Below are 17,161 nucleotides of genomic sequence, written 5' to 3' on the forward strand. Positions count from 1 at the left end.
AGCTTCAGTTCGGCAGGCTTCGCAGGAATTCCACGACCGCCGCGTTCACCTCCGCCGGCCGCTCCTGCTGCGTCCAGTGTCCGCAACCCGGCAGCATCTTGATCTCGCGTAGCTGCGGCACCCATTGTCGCATGTTGGCGAGATGCTCGGCGGCGCCGGGGAAGGCAAGGACCATGTCATGGTCGCCGGCGATGAAGAGCGATGGCACGACCACCTTCACGCCCTCGAAGGCGCCCATCAGCTCCCAGTTGCGATCGATGTTGCGGTAGTAATTGAGCGGCCCGCGAAATCCGCTGCGGGCAAATTCGGCGCCATAATGGTCGAGGTCGGCGCCGTTCAGCCATGAGGGCAGCGGCACCTGCACCTTCGGCAGCATGCCGTCCTTGCGCGAGACCATCCCGACGCCGACGGCCCTGCCGGCGCGCTCGGCGCTGGCGCGGATCGCCGCCACCCCTTCGCCGGAACCGCCAAACAGCATGGCGCCGAGCGTTGCGCGCGGATTCCGTTCGAACTCCGCTTCGGCGACACCCGGGTCCTGAAAGTACAGCTGATAGAACTGCGCATCCGCCGTCTGCGGCATGACGCTGGTCGGCCGCACGGGACTGCGCGGGCGATAGGGTACGCTGAGGATGGCGGCGGCACGGAAGCGATCGGGACGCAGGCGCGCCGTGTGCCAGGCAATTGTCGCGCCCCAGTCATGCCCGACGATAACGGCGTCTTTGGCCTCGAACGCGTCGAGCACGCCGACGAGATCGCCGATCATATGGAAGACCGTATATTGGTCGATCGCTTCGGGCCGGTCGCTCTTGCCGTAGCCGCGCATGTCGGGCGCGACAGCGTGGCAACCGGCCGCTGCCAGCGCCTCGAGCTGGTGACGCCAGGAGTACCAGCCTTCCGGAAAGCCGTGGCAGAGCAGCACCATTGGCCCCTCGCCCTGCTCGGCGATGTTGAGGCTGATGCCGTTGGCCTTGATCGTCCGCTGCGTCGGCTTGCCCATGTCGTCGCCTCCCGGCCATGATCGTTGGGGCATCCTAATCGGGCCTCCAGGCTGCGCAAAGATTCTAATATATGGCACCGTCGCCCCCGGCGTTCGCCTCTCGCCCGGCTTAGGCTCTTGCCTAGGCGACATGTAGTCCTTGCGCCGGGCAACGCTTGGATGAAGGCCAGAGCTGAAAAAATGGACCAGCAGAAACTCGATCGCGCGATCGGTCGTCGCCTGAAGACGCTGAGGACGCAGGCCGGCATGACCTTGAATGAACTCGCGGCGCGCTCCGGCGTCAGCCGGGCCATGATCGGGCGGGTGGAGCGGGCGCAGAGCAGTGCGACGGCCGCGCTGCTCGGAAAACTCTGCGCGGCGCTCGACGTGTCGCTGAGCGATGTCGTCGCGCTGGCCGAGAAGCCGCCGGAGCGGCTGGTGCGGCTTGCCGACCAGCCGCATTGGCGTGATCCCGACAGCGGCTACCGGCGGCGTCATGCCTCGCCGCCGGATGCGGCAAGCGGCATCGAGATCATCGTCGTCGACCTGCCGGCCGGTGCCCGTGTTTCCTACAGTCCCTGGGGCCGCAACGCCTTCACCCAGCAACTGTTGATGCTGGAGGGCGCGATCGCCGTGCATATCGATGCCAAAGCGGTGCGGCTGCGCGAGGGTGATTGCCTGGATTTCGACGTGATGCGCGCTGTGATGTTCGAGAACGAGACCCGGCAGGATGCGCGCTACGTCATCATCACGCGGCGCGGCGCCTCTTACGGGAAGATGTGATGGCACTGACGCGATCCGAGACCCCTCAGGTGAGGCCTTGACGATGCAGATCCGCAAGGGCGACACATTTGATCCCCGCGTCATCGCGCTGCTCGATCATCACGTCACGGCGGCGCGGGCGCAGACTGCGCCTGGCAGCGCCCATGCGCTCGATCTCGCGGGGCTTCGCGCGCCTGATATCGCGTTCTGGACCGGTTGGGACGGCGAGACACTGGTCGCCACCGGCGCGCTGAAGACGCACTCGGCTGGCCACGGCGAGGTGAAGTCGATGCACACCCTGCAGACCACGCGCCGGCGCGGCTTCGGCGGTCAGATGCTGCCCCACATCATCGCGGAAGCCCGCATGCGCGGCATGACGCGGCTCAGCCTGGAGACCGGCTCCTGGGATTATTTCAAGCCCGCGCACGCTCTCTACCAGGCTCACGGCTTCGTCGCCTGCGGCCCGTTCGGGTTCTATGTCGAGGATTCCAACAGCCTGTTCCTGACGCTCGACCTGACCACCGGCTGAGCCTGCGACCGACGGGAGGCGCATCCAGCCTCAACCTGTTCGCATTGTTCGTGGGAGCTGTGGCGGGGAGGAAAACGACCCGCATCCCTCAAAATGAGTTGCGCACCTCAAAACACCTCTGCTAGCCTTCAGCCATGGCCGAGACGCTCACCCCGACTGCGCTGACGCTGAAGGACATCGCCCGCGAGGCGGGCGTCAGCTTGGCGACGGTCGACCGCGTCCTGCACAACCGTCCGGGCGTCCGGCCGGACACGGTCCGGCGCGTCAAGGCGGCGATCGAGCGCAATTCGTTCCAACCGCACGTCGCCGCCGCCGAGCTCGCCCGCAGCCGCGTCCGGCGCTTCGCCTTCGTGATGCCGTCGGGGCCGAATCCGTTCATGCAGCAGATCGAAGCCTATCTCGGCGAAATGTCGGCCTGGCTGTCGGCCCGCCGCCTCAGCGTCGAGATGATCGCAACCGACGTGTTCGACCCCTCCGCGCTCGCGGCCTCGCTGGAGTCGCTCTCGGGCGATTACGACGGCATCGCCGTGGTGGCGCTGGACCATCCCGGCGTCCGCGCCGCCATCAACGATCTCGTCGATGCCGGCCACCAAGGTGGTGACGCTGGTCTCGGACGTGCCGTCCTCGGGCCGCCACCATTATGTCGGCATCGACAACATCGCTGCGGGTCGCACCGCCGGCGCGCTGGTCGGGCGGCTGGTCGGCCAGAGGTCCGGCAAGGTCGCGATCGTCGCGGGTTCGCAGGGCCTGCGCGATCACGCCGAGCGCATCTTCGGCTTCAACCAGGTGATGGCGACGGAATTCCCCGATCTCAGCGTGCTGCCGGTGCTGGAAGGGCGCGACGAGGACGAGCGTTCGGAGCAACTGCTGGCGCGGCTGTTCGGCAGGCATGCCGACATTGTCGGCCTTTACAACGTCGGCGCCGGCACGCAAGGCGTGGCCAAGGCTTTGACCGATGCCGGCCGCGACAAGCAGGTGGTGTTCGTCGGGCACGACGTCACCGCGTTGACACGGCGGCTGCTGTTGCAGGGCGTGATGGATGCGGCGATCTCGCAGAACCCAGGCCACGAAGCGCGTGCCGCCGTGCGCGTTCTGCTCGCGCTCGCCCGCGGCGAGCCGATCTTGCGCGAACAGGAGAAGATCAGGATCGACATCGTGATGCGGGACAATCTGCCCTAGCGGCAGTGGATTTCGAAACGGTCCGCTGCGGTGAACGCGACGTCAAGATCGCGCACCGCGACAGGCAAAAGGGAGGATGGCGTGTATCTCGGCGTGGATATCGGCACGTCCGGTGTGAAAGCGGTGCTCGTGAGCGAAGCCGGCGCGATTGTCGCGACGGCCGCGCGCGAGCTTGCGCTGTCGCATCCCGCGCCGCTGTGGTCCGAGCAGGACCCGGATGCCTGGGCCGATGCGGCGATCGGCGCGGTCGACGATCTCGCCGCTCGCCATCCGCGCGAAGTCGCGCGGGTAGCCGGCATCGGGCTCTCAGGCCAGATGCACGGCGCAACGCTGCTTGGCGAGGACGGACGGCCGCTGCGCCCGGCCATTCTCTGGAACGACGGCCGCTCGCAGGCCGAATGCGTCGCGCTGGAGCGGCGCTGTCCGTCGTTGCACGCGATCGCCGGCAATCTCGCCATGCCCGGCTTCACGGCGCCGAAGCTGCTTTGGGTCGCGCGGCATGAGCCAAAAATCTTCGATCGCGTGGCAAAGGTGCTGCTGCCCAAGGCCTATGTCCGCTATCGCCTCACCGGCGAGATGGTCGAGGATATGTCGGACGCGGCTGGCACGCTATGGCTCGATGTCGGTCTGCGCCGCTGGTCGGCCCTGTTGCTGCATGCCACCGGGCTCGATCTGCATCATATGCCGCGCCTCGTCGAGGGCAGCGAAGTGAGCGCGGTGCTTGCGCCGGAATGGGCGCAGCGCTGGGGCATGACCGGGAATGTCGTGGTTGCCGGCGGCGCCGGCGACAATGCGGCAAGCGCCATCGGACTTGGCGCGATCGCGCCGGGCAATGCCTTCCTGTCGCTGGGCACATCCGGCGTGGTCTTCCGCGTGACCGACCGGTTCGCGCCGGCGCCCGCTTCGGCCGTGCATGCCTTCTGCCACGCGCTGCCCGGTCTCTGGCACCAGATGGGGGTGATGCTGTCGGCAGCGGCATCGCTCGCCTGGCTGTCTGGCGTGATGGAGACGCCGGCCGCAGCGCTTTTGGCGCCGCTCGGCGAGCGCGTCGACGGACCGAGTCCCGTCTCGTTCCTGCCGTACCTGGATGGCGAGCGCACCCGCACAATGATGCCGCCGCCAGCGGCGCCTTTGTGGGCTTGCGCGGCGCGACAGGGCGGGCGCAGATCGTCCAGGCCGTGCTCGAAGGCGTCGCCTTTGCCGCGCGCGACGATCTGGCGGCGCTGAGCTCAGCGAGTGGGCCGCTTGCCGAGGTCGATCTCGTCGGCGGTGGCTCGCGCTCGCCGCTGTGGGCGCAGATCTGCGCCGACGTGCTCGGCATTCCCGTTCATCGCATCGAGGAAGGCGAGGTCGGCGCCGCGCTCGGCGCTGCGCGCCTCGGCCGCATCGCCGCGACCGGCGAAGACCCCGCGGAGGTCTGCCAAACCCCCGCGGCGGCTCGCGAGCTTCACACCCCGCCCGTCCGTCACTGCGGCCTATGACGAGGCCTATCGGCGGTGGCGCGCGCTTTATCCCGCATTGAAGGAGTTATCTTAAGTGAACGCGTCAGCCAAATTCTTCGAGGCCAGCACGCCTGTCGCCTTTGCCGGCAAAGATGCGGAAAGCACGCCCGCCTTCCGCTGGTACGACAAGGACCGCCTCGTGCATGGCCGCCGGCTGGAGGACCACTTGCGCTTTGCGGTCTGCTATTGGCATTCGTTCTGCTGGCCGGGCGGCGATCCCTTCGGCGGTGAGACTTTCCAGCGACCCTGGCACCACGGCAATGATGCGATGGCGCTGGCGCGGGCCAAGGCCGATATCGCCTTCGAGCTGTTTCGCCTGCTCGACGTGCCGTTCTTCACCTTCCACGACGTGGATGCGGCGCCGGAAGGTGCTTCGCTCGCCGAATCCGTCGCCAATCTCAACACGATCGCCGATCTGTTCGAAGCCAAGATGGCTTCCGCGAAGGTCCGTCTGCTCTGGGGCACCGCCAATCTGTTCACGCATCGTCGCTACATGGCGGGCGCCGCGACCAATCCGGACCCCGAGATCTTCACCTATGCCGCCGGCCAGGTTCGTGCCGCGCTGGAGGTGACGCATCGGCTCGGCGGCCAGAACTACGTATTGTGGGGCGGGCGCGAGGGCTACGAGACGCTGCTCAACACCGATCTCAAGCGCGAGCTCGACCAGCTCGGCCGCTTCGTCTCGCTGGTCGTCGAACACAAGCACAGAATAGGCTTCAAGGGCCCGATCCTGATCGAGCCGAAGCCGAAGGAGCCGACCAAGCATCAATACGATTTCGACGTCGCCACCTGCTACGGCTTCCTCGAACGCTACGATCTTCTCAAGGACGTCAAGCTCAACATCGAGCAGAACCATGCGATCCTCGCCGGTCACTCCTTCCATCACGAGGTCGCGCTCGCCGAGGCGCTCGGCGTGTTCGGCTCGCTCGACATCAACCGCGGTGACGATCTGCTCGGCTGGGACACCGACCAATTCGCGATGAACGTGCCGGAGCTCGCCTTGGTGTTCCACGAGATCCTGAACCGCGGCGGCTTCACCACGGGCGGGCTCAATTTCGATGCCAAGATCAGGCGGCAGTCGATCGATCCTGACGATCTGATCCATGCCCATGTCGGCTCGATGGATGCCTGCGCGCGCGCCTTCCTCGCCGCCGCCGACATGCTCGACGCCGGCGCGCTCACCACGCCGCTTGCGAAGCGTTACGAGGGATGGGCCGGCCCCGAGGGCCGGGCCATTCTCGGCGGCCAGCGTTCGCTCGCCGATCTCGCCGACCGTGCGCTCGGCCCCGGCTTCGACCCGCAGCCGCGCTCGGGGCGGCAGGAATATCTGGAATCCCTGGTCAACCGCTACGTCTGAGGAAGTGCGCTGATGGCAAATGCTGACGCGACCCCGGTCCTGGAGCTGACCGGCATCGGCAAGGAGTTCGGCGCGATCCGCGCGCTGCATGACGTCGACATGCAGGTCTTCCCGGGCGAAGTGGTCGGCCTGATGGGTGACAACGGCGCCGGCAAGTCGACGCTGGTCAAGATCATCGCCGGCAATTTCCGCCCCACGCACGGCGAGATCCGCTTTGCCGGCAGCGCGGTCCATTTCAACCGGCCGGTCGACGCTCGCGCCGTCGGCATCGAGGTCGTCTACCAGGACCTCGCACTATCGGACAATCTGACCGCGGCCGCCAACGTCTTCCTCGGCCGCGAGCTGAAGCGCAAATTCGGACCCATTGCCTTGCTCGACCACAAGGCGATGGCGGCGCGCGCGCTGGAGCTGTTCGGCGAGCTGCGCTCGGAGACGCGCCCTGACGATCTCGTCAAGCAGATGTCGGGCGGCCAGCGCCAGGCCGTCGCGATCGCACGGACGCGGCTCTCCAACGCGCGGCTGGTCATGATGGACGAGCCGACCGCCGCGATCTCGGTGCGCCAGGTCGAGCAGGTGCTCGGCCTGATCCACCGGCTGAAGGAGCAGGGTGTCGCCGTGATGCTGATCTCGCACCGCATGCCCGACGTATTCGCGGTGTGTGACCGCGTGGTCGTCATGCGCCGTGGCGAAAAGCGGGCCGACAAGCCGATCCACCAGACCTCCCCCGAGGAGGTCACCGCTCTCATCACCGGCGCGAAGGAGGCGGCGTGATGGCCATGCCCATGGAATCTCCGATCAGCTTCACCAATATCGGCCGGATCAGATGGTGGCAGCGCGGCATCTTCGCCTCCCAGACCGGCTATGTCCTGCTCGCGCTGGCAGTGCTGCTGGTGATCATGCACTTCGCCAGCCCATACTTCTTCACCGAAGGCAACATGCAGAATGTGGCGAAGAACTTCTCCTTCATCGCCATTGCGACGCTGGGCGTTACCTTCGTGATCATCACCGGCGGAATCGACCTGTCGGTCGGCTCGATGATGTGCTTCTCCGCCATGATCACCTCGATGGTGATGACCGAGCTGTCGACGCCCGGCGGGCTCGGCGCCTCGCTGTTCGTGCACATTGCGGCCGACGGCAAGACCGTGTTCGCCAACGTGCCGGGGCTGATCCTGCTGGTCTCGATCCTCGCCGGCCTCGGCGTCGCGCTGATCGCCGGTCTCGTCAACGGCTTCTGCATCGCCGTGCTCGGCCTGTCGCCCTTCGTCACCACGCTCGGCATGCTCTCGATCGTGCGCGGGCTCGGCTATGTCGTCTCCAACGGCCGCGGGAGTTTTCCGGGCGGACCGGACGCCGATTATTTCTACGCAGCTACTTCGGGTGACGTGCTCGGCGTGCCCGTGCCTTTCATCTATCTCGTGATCCTCGCGCTGGCGATGGCCGTGGTGCTGCACCACACCTCGTTCGGCCGCCACGTTTTCGCGCTCGGCGGCAACGAGAAGGCGGCCGAGCTCACCGGCATTCCGGTGGTGCGGGTGAAGATCGAGGTCTACGTGATCTGCGCGCTCGCGGCAGGGCTCCAGGGCATTATCATCTCCGGCTGGCTCGGATCGGCGCCCGCCAACATGGCGACATCCTACGAGCTCAACGTGATCGCGGCGGCCGTCATCGGCGGCGCCAACCTCGCCGGCGGCATCGGCGGTCCGTTGGGGGCCATCGTCGGCTGCGTGCTGCTCGAGGTGATCCGCAACGGGCTCGTGCTGGCCCAGGTCAGCTCCTACTGGCAGCAGGCGCTGGTGGGCGTGATCATCATCCTGGCCGTGCTGGTCGATCGCGTGCGCTCGCGGATGAGCTGAGGTGACGTCGTTTCGGGAGGGCAACGAACATGCCGCCTATCCGCTTCCCGGACGCTTCTTTGAGAGGATAGGCGCAAGGGTGGAGGAGACAATGAGGAAACTTCTTCTTGCCGGCATCACTGTTGCAATGATGGCAACGCCGGCGTTCGCTGCGAACTACCGCTTCGTCATCGTGCCGAAGGCGATGAACAATCCGTTCTTCGACTTCGCGCGCGACGGCTGCCTGAAGCGCGCCAAGGAGCTCGGCAATATCGAGTGCATCTACAAGGGTCCGGTCGAGCATGAGCCGGCGACGCAGGCCCAGATCATCCAGGACTTCGTCACGCAGAAGGTCGACGGCCTCGCCATCTCGGTCGCCGACGTCGCGGCCATGACCAAGTCGATCGAGGCGGCGACCGCAGCCGGCATCCCCGTCATCACCTTCGATGCCGATGCACCGGGCTCCAAGCGCATCGCCTATATCGGTACCAACAACAAGGAGTTCGGCTTGGCCCTCGGCAAGCAATTGCTGAAGATGCGGCCCGACGGCGGCAAATACGCGATGGTCTCGGGCGGTCCCGGCGCCAAGAACCTCGCCGAGCGCGTCGACGGCGTGCGCGAGGCGCTGAAGGGCTCGAAATGGACCGAAGTCGCGGGCTCGCCGACCTTCTGCAACGACGATCCCGCGCTCGCGGTGCAGCAGATGACGGATATGCGCACCGCAACGCCGGACCTTGCGGCCATCGTTCCCATCGGCGGCTGGCCGATGTTCGCGCCCGAAGGCTTCAAGGCGTTCGCCTCCAGGAACAAGAAGGACATCGATTCAGGCAAGTTCACGCTGGTCGTCGCCGATACGCTCAAGATGCAGCTCGAGCTGCTGCGCGACGGCTATGCCAATGCGCTGGTCGGTCAGCGCCCGTTCGAAATGGGCGAGAAGGCGATGGACACGCTGCTCGCCATCAAGAAGGGCGAGAAGGTGCCGGAGATCGTCTACACCGGCCTCGATCTGGTGACCAAGGACAACGTTGCGCAGATGTTGAAGTAGGAGCGCGCCGCCAGCCCCGCGCTCCTGCCTGCCTCCCCGCTTGCGGTTTCCGCGAGCGGGGGAGATGATTTGGACGTTGGAAGGAAAACTCCTGGAAGGCAATGGGAATGAAACGGTCGCGCCTTGGCTCTCTCGACGTCACCTCAATCGGCCTCGGTTCCGCTCCGCTCGGCGGATTGTTCACCCCCGTGAGCGATGCCGATGCGGAAGCGACGATCGCACGTGCCTGGTCGCTCGGCGTGCGCTTCTTCGATACCGCACCGCTTTACGGCTTTGGCCTGGCCGAGCGGCGGCTCGGCGCGTTCCTGCAGCAGCCGCCGCGCGAATCCTATGCGATCTCGACCAAGGTCGGGCGTCTCTTGCGCGCGCCGGAGGGCGCTGCCGCCGAGGACGAGCACTACAAGGGCACGCCGCGCGAGCGGCCGGTGTTCGATTTCAGCCATGACGGCGTGATGCGCTCGGTAGAAGAAAGCCTCGCCAGGCTCGGGCTCGATCGTGTCGACGTCCTGCTCGTGCATGATCCCGACGATCATTATGACGATGCCGTCGCCGGTGCCTTCCGCGCGCTGCAGCGCCTGCGCGAGGACGGCACGGTCAAGGCGATCGGGGCCGGCATGAACCAGTCGGAGATGCCAGTCCGCTTTGCCGACGCCGTGCCCGTGGACTGCTTCCTGCTCGCCGGCCGGTACACGCTGCTCGATCAGGGCGCGCTGGATGCGCTGTTTCCAGCCTGCCAGGCCAGGAACATCGGCATCCTGCTCGGCGGCATCTACAACAGCGGCATCCTGGCCAATCCGCACACGAGTGCGAAGTTCAATTATCAGGACGCCAATTCGGCGCTTGTCGCGCGTGCGCTCGAACTCGACGGGCTCTGCCGCAAGCACGGCACCGAGCTGAAAGCCGCAGCGCTTCAGTTCTGCATGGCCCATCCGGCCGTGACGGTCGCCGTGATGGGCGCGCGCAATGCCGCGGAAGTCGCCGACAACATCGCGATGTCGGAGGCGGCGGTGCCGCAGGCCTTCTGGCAGGAGCTGCGCGCGAGAAACCTCGTCGATGCGCGGGCGCCGCTGCCGGGCGGAGCGTGAGCCATGATCATCGACGGTCACCAGCATTTCTGGGATCCGGCGCGCGCCGACTATCCCTGGATGGAGGCGGACGAGCTCACGCCGATCCGCCGTGCCTTCGGTCCCGGCGATCTCGCACCATTGCTGAAAGCAAACGGCATCGACGCCAGCATCCTGGTGCAATGCCGCTCCGCGCTGGAGGAGACCGAGGAATTCTTGCGCATCGCGGATGCGACGCCCTCTGTCATCGGTGTCGTCGGTTGGGCTGATCTGACGGACGGGGCACTTGACGAGACGCTTCATCGCCTTCGAGCCTCCCCCGGTGGCGACAAGCTGGTCGGCATCCGCCACCAGGTGCACGACGAGTCCGATCCGGATTGGTTGCTGCGCGAGGACGTCCAGCGCGGACTCACGGCGGTGTTCGCCCGCGATCTCGCCTACGATTTCCTGGTCCGCACCCGCGAGCTACCCTCGGCCATCGCAACCGCCCAGGCCTTCCCGCAAGCACGCTTCGTGCTCGATCACGCCGCCAAGCCGCCGATCGCCGACGGTGGAAGCGACGAATGGGCCGATCGCATCAAAGCGCTCGCCGCCTGCGGCAATGTCTGGTGCAAGATTTCAGGGTTAGCGACGGAAGCAGTCTGGAGCGATTGGGATGCGGAGCGTCTGTTTCCGTTCGTTCAGCATGTCGCGACATGCTTTGGCGAGGATCGGTTGATCTTCGGCTCGGACTGGCCGGTGTGTCTGCTTGCGGGCAGCTACGGCGAGATCAAGGGTGCGTTGGAAGCGTGCTTGATGAAGCTTGGTCCGCAGGTGAGGGAGAAGGCGTTTGGTGTGAACGCACGGACGGCGTATCGGTTGGGGGTTGGCAGTTAGAGCGAAGCACCGGGCTGTTTCTTACCCTCCCCTGGAGGGGGAGGGTCGACCGCGCGCAGCGCGAGCGGGGTGGGGTCGATCTCTCCACTCGGGCACCGCTGCCGTGGAGAGACTGTCACCCCACCCCGTCTCACATTTTCGCTGCGCTCAATGTGAGCCGACCCTCCCCCTCCAGGGGAGGCGCAGAGCCTCACGCCCCCGCGGGCACTTGATCCAAGAATCCTGTCACGCTCCTGATCCGGCCGTCCTTCAGCACGGCGAAGTCCGTCCCCTTGATCGGGCTGTCGACGCCGTCAGGACCAAGTCCCCACGAGAAGCGCACATGGTCGCCGTAGCCGTTGGGCTCGCCGATCAGCTTGAATCTGAAATCGGGAAAGCGCTGCTGCACACCGGCGATCAGCGCGTCGATGCCGTCCTGGCCATCGCCCTTCATCAGGGGATCGACATAGTTCGCGTCCGCGGTCCAGTTCGCGCGGAGCAGCTCGCGGCGGCGGCCGGCGGCGCGTTCGTTCCAGAGCTCGATGTAGCGGCGGGCGATGGTGACGGGGTCGGTCATGGTACTCTCCTTCGATGGCGCCGTGTTGTCCGGCTGACCGCGACTATCGAAGGAATGCGCGCGCCGATCGATTACCTCGGAGGTCATGCGCATGATCCGGAAAAGTGTGGAGCGGTTTTCCGATCAGACCATGCGCAAAAAAAACTGAGGCGCGATGATGTTTCATCGCGCCTCAGGCGCACGCATAATCTCATGCGGGCATCACTTCGCCGCGGTCACCATGATCTCGACGGTATATTGCGGCGCCGCCAGCTTGGCTTCGACGGTGGCGCGGGCCGGCGTATTGCCGGGCGAGACCCAGGCGTCCCACACCGCATTCATCTCGCCGAACGTCTTCATGTCGGTGATGTAGATCGTGGCCGAGAGCAGCTTCGATTTGTCGGTGCCGGCCTTGGCGAGGTGACCGTCGATGGTTGCCAGGATGTCCTGGGTCTGTTTCGTCACGCTTTCGCCGGCCGCCTTGTTCGCGACGACGCCGGCGAGATAGACGGTGTTGCCGTGCACGACGACCTGGCTCATGCGCGGGCCGGTTTCAAAACGCTGAATGCTCATTTGGGGTCTCCTGGTGGAAGGGCGGCCCTGTCTAGCCCAGCGACCCGCGCTCTGCCACCCCAGGCACGCATGCGTTGCCAGGCACGCATGCGTTGCCAGGCACGCATGCGTTGCCTGCGCGCGATGCGCCGCTCAGCGAAATTGGCTGAAGAAAGCCCAGATCGTCTCGGCGCCGTCGATGTCGCCGTTCTGCGGGCCGAGCAGTTTGGTCGCGACTTTCGGGAAACGCGCGTCCGGTGCAAATCCCGGCATACGGTGGCCGCCATGGTTGATGCGATAGAGCACGACGTCGTGCCCGGTCGGACAGCGCGAGCTGATCCGTGTCACGGTGGACTGGTCTGCGGGCGCCCTGTCGGGCATCTCGGTCACCTCGGCGTCATCGGTCTCACAGCCATTGAGGCTGCGCCAGAATGCCAGCGTCTCGTCCGTCGACCAGAACCCGTCTGCGGCATAATAGCTCGACCCGCGACCACCCTCGTAGGGGACGAGCGGATCGGCGGTGCCGTTCATGAGCAGCATCGGCAACGGCCGCGACGGATGGCAGGTGACGGCGGCCTCTTCAGTGAGGTTCATGATCACGCTCGCGCCCGCCGCAAACAAATCGGCGCGGGCGCAAACCAGCGTCATCACCATGGCACCGCCATTGGAGATGCCGGTGACATAAACGCGCTTCGGGTCGGCCGTGCCGTCGGCCACCAGCTTCTCGACCAGCTTTGCGATGAACGCGACGTCATCGGTGCCCTCGGGTGGGCCGCGGAGCGCGGGTCCCGCCTTGGTCCTCGCATCGGCCCAGGCATGGTTGAGCCCGTCCGGAAAGACCACGGCTAGGCCCTCGCGCTTGGCAAGCTGCGGCCACGCCGTGCGCGCGACCATGTCGGCACCGCGCTGGGTCTTGCCATGCAGCACGATGACGAGCGGTGCCGGCTTTTTCGCCGGCAGCTGCGCGGTGTAGGAGCGCTTCACGCCGTTGACGTCGATCGTCTCGGCGGATGCAGGAGAGAAGCAGCAGATCATCGCCAGCCAGAACGAGGCAACGTGCAAGGCGGGTCGTATCATCCAGGCCATGATCGGTACCATCGATAGCGTTTAGCCGCTTCGACGAACGTAACCAAGTTCAAGATCTCGGCGCGACCTTCAACCGCATGTACATACCGCGTGATTGCACAAATATTTTGCCACAATCGCGAATTGAGCTGCGTCAGACGGAGAAACCGAGATAGACTGCAATTGGGAGTTGAGAGAAATTATCACGACGGGGGCTGAATTGCGCCACCTGGAAAACTACCTCGACCCTTCAGAGATACTTCGTCTTTTTGAAGAAAAATTTGGGACTGGCGTCTGGCGCTGCGATGCCGAAGGCCGGATGCAGTGGTCGCGTGGCTTCTACGGCCTGCTGGGCCTCGATCCCCAAGCCGTCGCGCCCAGCTATGCGGAAATTGAGAGACGAATTCATCCGGAGGATCGCCGTCCGCAGCGCGATCCACGCGAATTGGCCTTCGACCGGTCTTTGCTCGACGGCGAGTTTCGCATCATCCGGCCGAATCGTGCACTGCGCTGGATCCGTATCCAGTCCGAGACATTTATGAACTCCGCCGGCGAGCCGGAATGCGTGGTCGGCGTCGCCATCGACATCACCGAACAACGCAGCTCGCTGCAGCCTCTCAAGACAGATGCAGGTCGCTACGCGGCGATGATGCAGGTCGCCGGCGGATTGCTGTGGGTCGGCAGTCAGGACGGCCGGATTACTGCGCTCTTGAATGCGGAGAACAAGCCGGACGCGCACCGGTTCTTCGGCAAAGGCTGGCTCGATCTGCTTCCCGAAGAGGAGCGCGAAACGGCCTTGCGGATCTGGGCGGCCGCCGTCGAAACGGGACAGCCCTATGATGTCGAGCATCAGCTGCGCCAGTCCGATGGCTCCTACCGCTGGTACCATTGCAGGGCTGTGCCGGTCCCGGACGCGGATGGCGGTATTCGGGAATGGTTGGGAATCTCCACGGACGTGAACCAGCAGCGACCCTCGATCCAACAGGCCGCGCCGTCGAGATTGACGGGGACGCAATTGCGCGCGGCCCGCGGCATGCTGAACTGGTCGGTGAAACAGCTCGCCGCGCGAACCGGGATTTCTGCTGCCGTGATTCGCCGGCTTGAGGAGCAGAACGGTCTCCTGCGCCTGCCCGACGAGACATTGACGACTCTTTGCGCCACGCTCTCGTCTGCGGGCATCGAGCTTATCTTCGGAGCCGGGAAACCTGGCGTGAGGCCGAGATAGTCGTCAAGCAGCCAATCGCGACCGCCATCGATTTTTGCGGAGATCGAGGTGAGATCGAGCCCACTTCTCACCAGTTTTGATGTTGGCGCAGCGCTCTGTCGATTGAGAGACAACAAGATCCTGGCAAGGCCTCGCACTTTAATTCCGGCTGCAGAAGCAGCGCTCAATTTTTGCGCGTTGAGAGACCTCGCGAACAAATTTTTCTTAATGTCGCAATAAGCAATTTTGGTCACCTTGGTCACACACGTCAAAGTCAGAGTCGGAGGGACGTAAAACTGACGGTAGTAGCGGGGTAACGGGGGCGCTGCATCGTCGTCAGGATTGCTCAAGCGGCGCGCGCGTCGATCTGTCTGGGATCATTGCCAGCCGGGTGCGCCAATGCTGTCGCGATCGGAATGGTGGGGTATCGCCCGATCTGGTCATGTCAAACGGTCATATCCGTCTGCGGCAACGTCCGCGCGGGGATTTTCATGCGATGTCTTAGGCCATAGCGGCCATAGCTGCGGAGTATTTGCCAATGTCTTCTTATTTCAAATTTCGTATCGGTGGCCGGTTAATCGCGGGATTTGCTGCAGTCTGCGCCATCATCGCCCTTTCCGCCGGCTACACCATGTTCGAGGTCGAGCGCATTTCAACGACGGTCAATCGCATGACGAACCTGCGCACGCCGGTCGCGCTGGCGAGCACCGAGCTGATCGGCAATCTCTATTCCACGCTCGCGACCCTGCGCGGCTATTTGCTGAGCGGGAATCCGCAAGGCAAGCTCGATCGCATGTCAATGTGGAAGGAGATGGATAGGACTGTAGCTGCGTTCGAAGAGCAGGCGGCGCAATTCACCAATCCCGAGAACAGGCAAAAATGGGAGCAAGCCAAGCTGCTGCTCGCCGAGTTTCGTGCGGCGCAGGACAAGGCCGAAGCGATCGCTTTCACCCCTGACGCCTATCCGGCGACCAAGCTCATGGTCGGCGAGGCCGGCCCGCGCGCAGACGTGATCTTCTCCGAGATCACGAAGATGATCGATCAGGAGGAAGCACAGGAAGCTACGCCAGAACGGAAGAAGTTGCTTAAGGCGATGGCCGACACGCGGGGTAATTTTGCCGCTGCCACGGCCCTGCTCCGGATGTACCTGCTCTCGGGCGAAAAGACCGACAAGGAAAAATTCGGAAGGCCGTGGGAGGCATTTGAGAAAGGCTATGCGGGAGTCAATGCGCGAAAGGACCTGCTCACTGCTTCGCAACAGGCGTCCTTCGACAAGATCGCAAAGGCGAAAAGCGAGTTCGCGCCCCTCTATGAAAGGATCTTCGCGCTTCGCGAGTTCCCGGACTGGAACGCGCCGGTTTATCTGCTGGTGACCGAAGCCGCGCCACGCGCCGCAAGGATTCTCGACCTGCTCGACGGGCCCAAGGGCGTGGACGGCACCCGCTCGGGAGGCATCAAGTCCAATCAGAAGCGGATGCTCGTCGAGGAGACGCGCGGCGTGCAGGACAGCATCTCGCTGCTGAAGCTGGTCCTGTGGACTCTGTTAGCCGCGGGAGTCGGCCTCGGCGGGACAATCGCATTGTTCACGTCCCGCTCGATCGCCGTCCCGATTCGGGGGATGACCCTTGCCATGGGCAAGCTCGCCGGCGGCGATACCTCCACAGGGATTCCCTGTATTGGCCGTACCGACGAGGTCGGCGAGATGGCCAACGCCGTCCAGGTGTTCAAAGACAACATGATCGAGGCCGAGCGTCTGCGCGCCGAGCAGGCACAGACGGAGGCTCGCGCGGCCGCTCAACGCAAAGCCGACATGCACAGGCTCGCGGGTCAGTTCGAGGACGCGGTCGGCGACATCGTGAAGACGCTGTCGTCCTCATCGACCGAGCTCGAAGCGGCGGCCCGGACCCTGAGCAAGACCGCGGAGAACACCCAGGAGCTCTCGAGCGTTGTCTCCACCGCCTCCGAAGAAGCGTCGACCAATGTTCAATCGGTTGCCTCCGCCACCGAGGAGATGAGCTCATCCGTGACCGAAATCGGCCGCCAGGTGCAGGACGCCGCCAGAATTGCCGGCGCGGCAGTGGAGCAGGCGCAGAGGACAAACGATCGGGTCAACAAGCTGTCGCAGGCGGCCACCCGCATCGGCGACGTCGTCGAACTCATCAACACGATCGCGGGGCAGACCAATCTGCTCGCTCTGAACGCCACGATCGAAGCGGCGCGAGCCGGCGAAGCGGGGCGCGGCTTTGCTGTGGTTGCGTCCGAGGTCAAGGCGCTGGCCGAGCAAACAGCGAAGGCGACCGGGGAGATCGGTCATCAGATTGCCGACATTCAAGCCGCCACCCAGGAATCGGTGATCGCGATCAAGGAGATCAGCGGAACAATCGGCAGGATCTCGGAGATTTCTTCGGCGATCGCCTCGGCGGTCGAAGAGCAAGGAGCGGCGACGCAGGAGATTGCCCGCAACATCCAGCAGGCGGCGCAAGGCACCGACCAGGTCGCAGCCAACATCAGCGATGTGAAGCACGGGGCGGCGGAGACTGGTTCGGCTTCAACCCAGGTGCTTGCCTCGGCACAAATGCTGTCGAAGGACAGCGCCCGATTGCACTCCGAGGTCGAGCAGTTCCTGACCACGGTGCGCGCAGCCTGACCCGAAGAGACGAGGTGCCCTACCAGTATCGCATGG

Annotated in this window: 14 protein-coding genes and 2 pseudogenes; 12 read left to right on the forward strand and 4 right to left on the reverse strand. The window is 65.0% G+C overall.

Annotation, left to right across the window (positions count from 1 at the left end; translation table 11 throughout):
- Window positions 1–4: 4 nt before the first annotated feature.
- On the reverse strand, window positions 5–997 hold the full coding sequence (locus ACSKB8_RS12170; protein ID WP_438104299.1) for an alpha/beta fold hydrolase: 993 nt from the start codon (window positions 995–997) through the stop codon (window positions 5–7).
- Between the two features lie 180 nt (window positions 998–1,177).
- Here ACSKB8_RS12170 and ACSKB8_RS12175 point away from each other — a divergent pair, with 180 nt between their 5' ends.
- From ACSKB8_RS12175 to ACSKB8_RS12220, 10 genes and pseudogenes are all read left to right on the forward strand, one after another.
- Window positions 1,178–1,759 (forward strand): helix-turn-helix domain-containing protein, encoded by a 582-nt coding sequence (locus tag ACSKB8_RS12175; RefSeq protein ID WP_128942033.1) that lies wholly within the window; start codon window positions 1,178–1,180, stop codon window positions 1,757–1,759.
- Between the two features lie 43 nt (window positions 1,760–1,802).
- Window positions 1,803–2,267: a GNAT family N-acetyltransferase gene (locus ACSKB8_RS12180; protein WP_438104301.1), complete on the forward strand. Its 465-nt coding sequence runs from the start codon at window positions 1,803–1,805 to the stop codon at window positions 2,265–2,267.
- Between the two features lie 134 nt (window positions 2,268–2,401).
- A pseudogene (locus ACSKB8_RS12185) lies at window positions 2,402–3,446 on the forward strand (LacI family DNA-binding transcriptional regulator).
- Between the two features lie 81 nt (window positions 3,447–3,527).
- Window positions 3,528–4,982, forward strand: a pseudogene (xylB, locus tag ACSKB8_RS12190) (xylulokinase).
- The gene (gene xylA / locus ACSKB8_RS12195) at window positions 4,983–6,305 is read left to right on the forward strand and encodes a xylose isomerase (RefSeq protein ID WP_438104303.1); all 1,323 of its coding nucleotides are present in this window, start codon (window positions 4,983–4,985) and stop codon (window positions 6,303–6,305) included.
- Between the two features lie 12 nt (window positions 6,306–6,317).
- Window positions 6,318–7,076, forward strand: coding sequence for an ATP-binding cassette domain-containing protein (locus ACSKB8_RS12200; protein ID WP_091885062.1), 759 nt, complete (start codon window positions 6,318–6,320; stop codon window positions 7,074–7,076).
- Entirely contained in the window at window positions 7,076–8,158 is a 1,083-nt protein-coding gene (locus ACSKB8_RS12205; protein WP_438104305.1) for an ABC transporter permease, read from the forward strand. Before ACSKB8_RS12200 ends, ACSKB8_RS12205 begins: the two co-directional genes overlap by 1 nt.
- 91 nt (window positions 8,159–8,249) lie before the next feature.
- Window positions 8,250–9,182, forward strand: a complete 933-nt coding sequence (locus ACSKB8_RS12210; protein WP_370991067.1) for a sugar-binding protein — start codon at window positions 8,250–8,252, stop codon at window positions 9,180–9,182.
- A gap of 107 nt (window positions 9,183–9,289) precedes the next feature.
- Window positions 9,290–10,267, forward strand: a complete 978-nt coding sequence (locus tag ACSKB8_RS12215) for an aldo/keto reductase (protein ID WP_438104307.1) — start codon at window positions 9,290–9,292, stop codon at window positions 10,265–10,267.
- A gap of 3 nt (window positions 10,268–10,270) precedes the next feature.
- The gene (locus tag ACSKB8_RS12220) at window positions 10,271–11,122 is read left to right on the forward strand and encodes an amidohydrolase family protein (RefSeq protein WP_438104309.1); all 852 of its coding nucleotides are present in this window, start codon (window positions 10,271–10,273) and stop codon (window positions 11,120–11,122) included.
- A gap of 190 nt (window positions 11,123–11,312) precedes the next feature.
- Here ACSKB8_RS12220 and ACSKB8_RS12225 read toward each other — a convergent pair whose 3' ends face one another.
- From ACSKB8_RS12225 to ACSKB8_RS12235, 3 genes are all read right to left on the reverse strand, one after another.
- A complete protein-coding gene (locus tag ACSKB8_RS12225; RefSeq protein ID WP_438104311.1) occupies window positions 11,313–11,678 on the reverse strand; it encodes a nuclear transport factor 2 family protein in 366 nt (121 codons plus the stop codon).
- Window positions 11,679–11,879: 201 nt separating this feature from the next.
- Complete coding sequence (locus ACSKB8_RS12230; protein ID WP_027575148.1) at window positions 11,880–12,230, reverse strand: RidA family protein; 351 nt, start codon at window positions 12,228–12,230, stop codon at window positions 11,880–11,882.
- 132 nt (window positions 12,231–12,362) lie between these two features.
- Window positions 12,363–13,244: an alpha/beta hydrolase family esterase gene (locus tag ACSKB8_RS12235; protein ID WP_438110505.1), complete on the reverse strand. Its 882-nt coding sequence runs from the start codon at window positions 13,242–13,244 to the stop codon at window positions 12,363–12,365.
- Window positions 13,245–13,494: 250 nt separating this feature from the next.
- Between ACSKB8_RS12235 and ACSKB8_RS12240 the strand changes: the two genes are divergently transcribed.
- Both ACSKB8_RS12240 and ACSKB8_RS12245 read left to right on the forward strand, forming a co-directional pair.
- Complete coding sequence (locus ACSKB8_RS12240; RefSeq protein WP_438104313.1) at window positions 13,495–14,499, forward strand: PAS domain-containing protein; 1,005 nt, start codon at window positions 13,495–13,497, stop codon at window positions 14,497–14,499.
- Between the two features lie 517 nt (window positions 14,500–15,016).
- A complete protein-coding gene (locus ACSKB8_RS12245; RefSeq protein ID WP_438104315.1) occupies window positions 15,017–17,125 on the forward strand; it encodes a methyl-accepting chemotaxis protein in 2,109 nt (702 codons plus the stop codon).
- The last annotated feature ends 36 nt before the right edge of the window (window positions 17,126–17,161 follow it).

Source organism: Bradyrhizobium sp. BR 1432 (genome assembly GCF_051547705.1).
GTDB classification, from domain to species: Bacteria; Pseudomonadota; Alphaproteobacteria; order Rhizobiales; family Xanthobacteraceae; genus Bradyrhizobium; species Bradyrhizobium zhanjiangense.

Bases quoted from the DNA above. Each gene is read 5' to 3' on its own strand.
- ACSKB8_RS12200 (WP_091885062.1), top strand. From the start codon at position 6,318: ATGGCAAATGCTGACGCGACCCCGGTCCTGGAGCTGACCGGCATCGGC.
- ACSKB8_RS12180 (WP_438104301.1), top strand. From the start codon at position 1,803: ATGCAGATCCGCAAGGGCGACACATTTGATCCCCGCGTCATCGCGCTG.
- ACSKB8_RS12220 (WP_438104309.1), top strand. From the start codon at position 10,271: ATGATCATCGACGGTCACCAGCATTTCTGGGATCCGGCGCGCGCCGAC.
- ACSKB8_RS12210 (WP_370991067.1), top strand. From the start codon at position 8,250: ATGAGGAAACTTCTTCTTGCCGGCATCACTGTTGCAATGATGGCAACG.
- ACSKB8_RS12245 (WP_438104315.1), top strand. From the start codon at position 15,017: ATGTCTTCTTATTTCAAATTTCGTATCGGTGGCCGGTTAATCGCGGGA.
- ACSKB8_RS12170 (WP_438104299.1), bottom strand. From the start codon at position 997: ATGGGCAAGCCGACGCAGCGGACGATCAAGGCCAACGGCATCAGCCTC.
- ACSKB8_RS12205 (WP_438104305.1), top strand. From the start codon at position 7,076: ATGGCCATGCCCATGGAATCTCCGATCAGCTTCACCAATATCGGCCGG.
- ACSKB8_RS12215 (WP_438104307.1), top strand. From the start codon at position 9,290: ATGAAACGGTCGCGCCTTGGCTCTCTCGACGTCACCTCAATCGGCCTC.
- ACSKB8_RS12225 (WP_438104311.1), bottom strand. From the start codon at position 11,678: ATGACCGACCCCGTCACCATCGCCCGCCGCTACATCGAGCTCTGGAAC.
- ACSKB8_RS12175 (WP_128942033.1), top strand. From the start codon at position 1,178: ATGGACCAGCAGAAACTCGATCGCGCGATCGGTCGTCGCCTGAAGACG.
- ACSKB8_RS12230 (WP_027575148.1), bottom strand. From the start codon at position 12,230: ATGAGCATTCAGCGTTTTGAAACCGGCCCGCGCATGAGCCAGGTCGTC.
- ACSKB8_RS12235 (WP_438110505.1), bottom strand. From the start codon at position 13,244: ATGATCTGCTGCTTCTCTCCTGCATCCGCCGAGACGATCGACGTCAAC.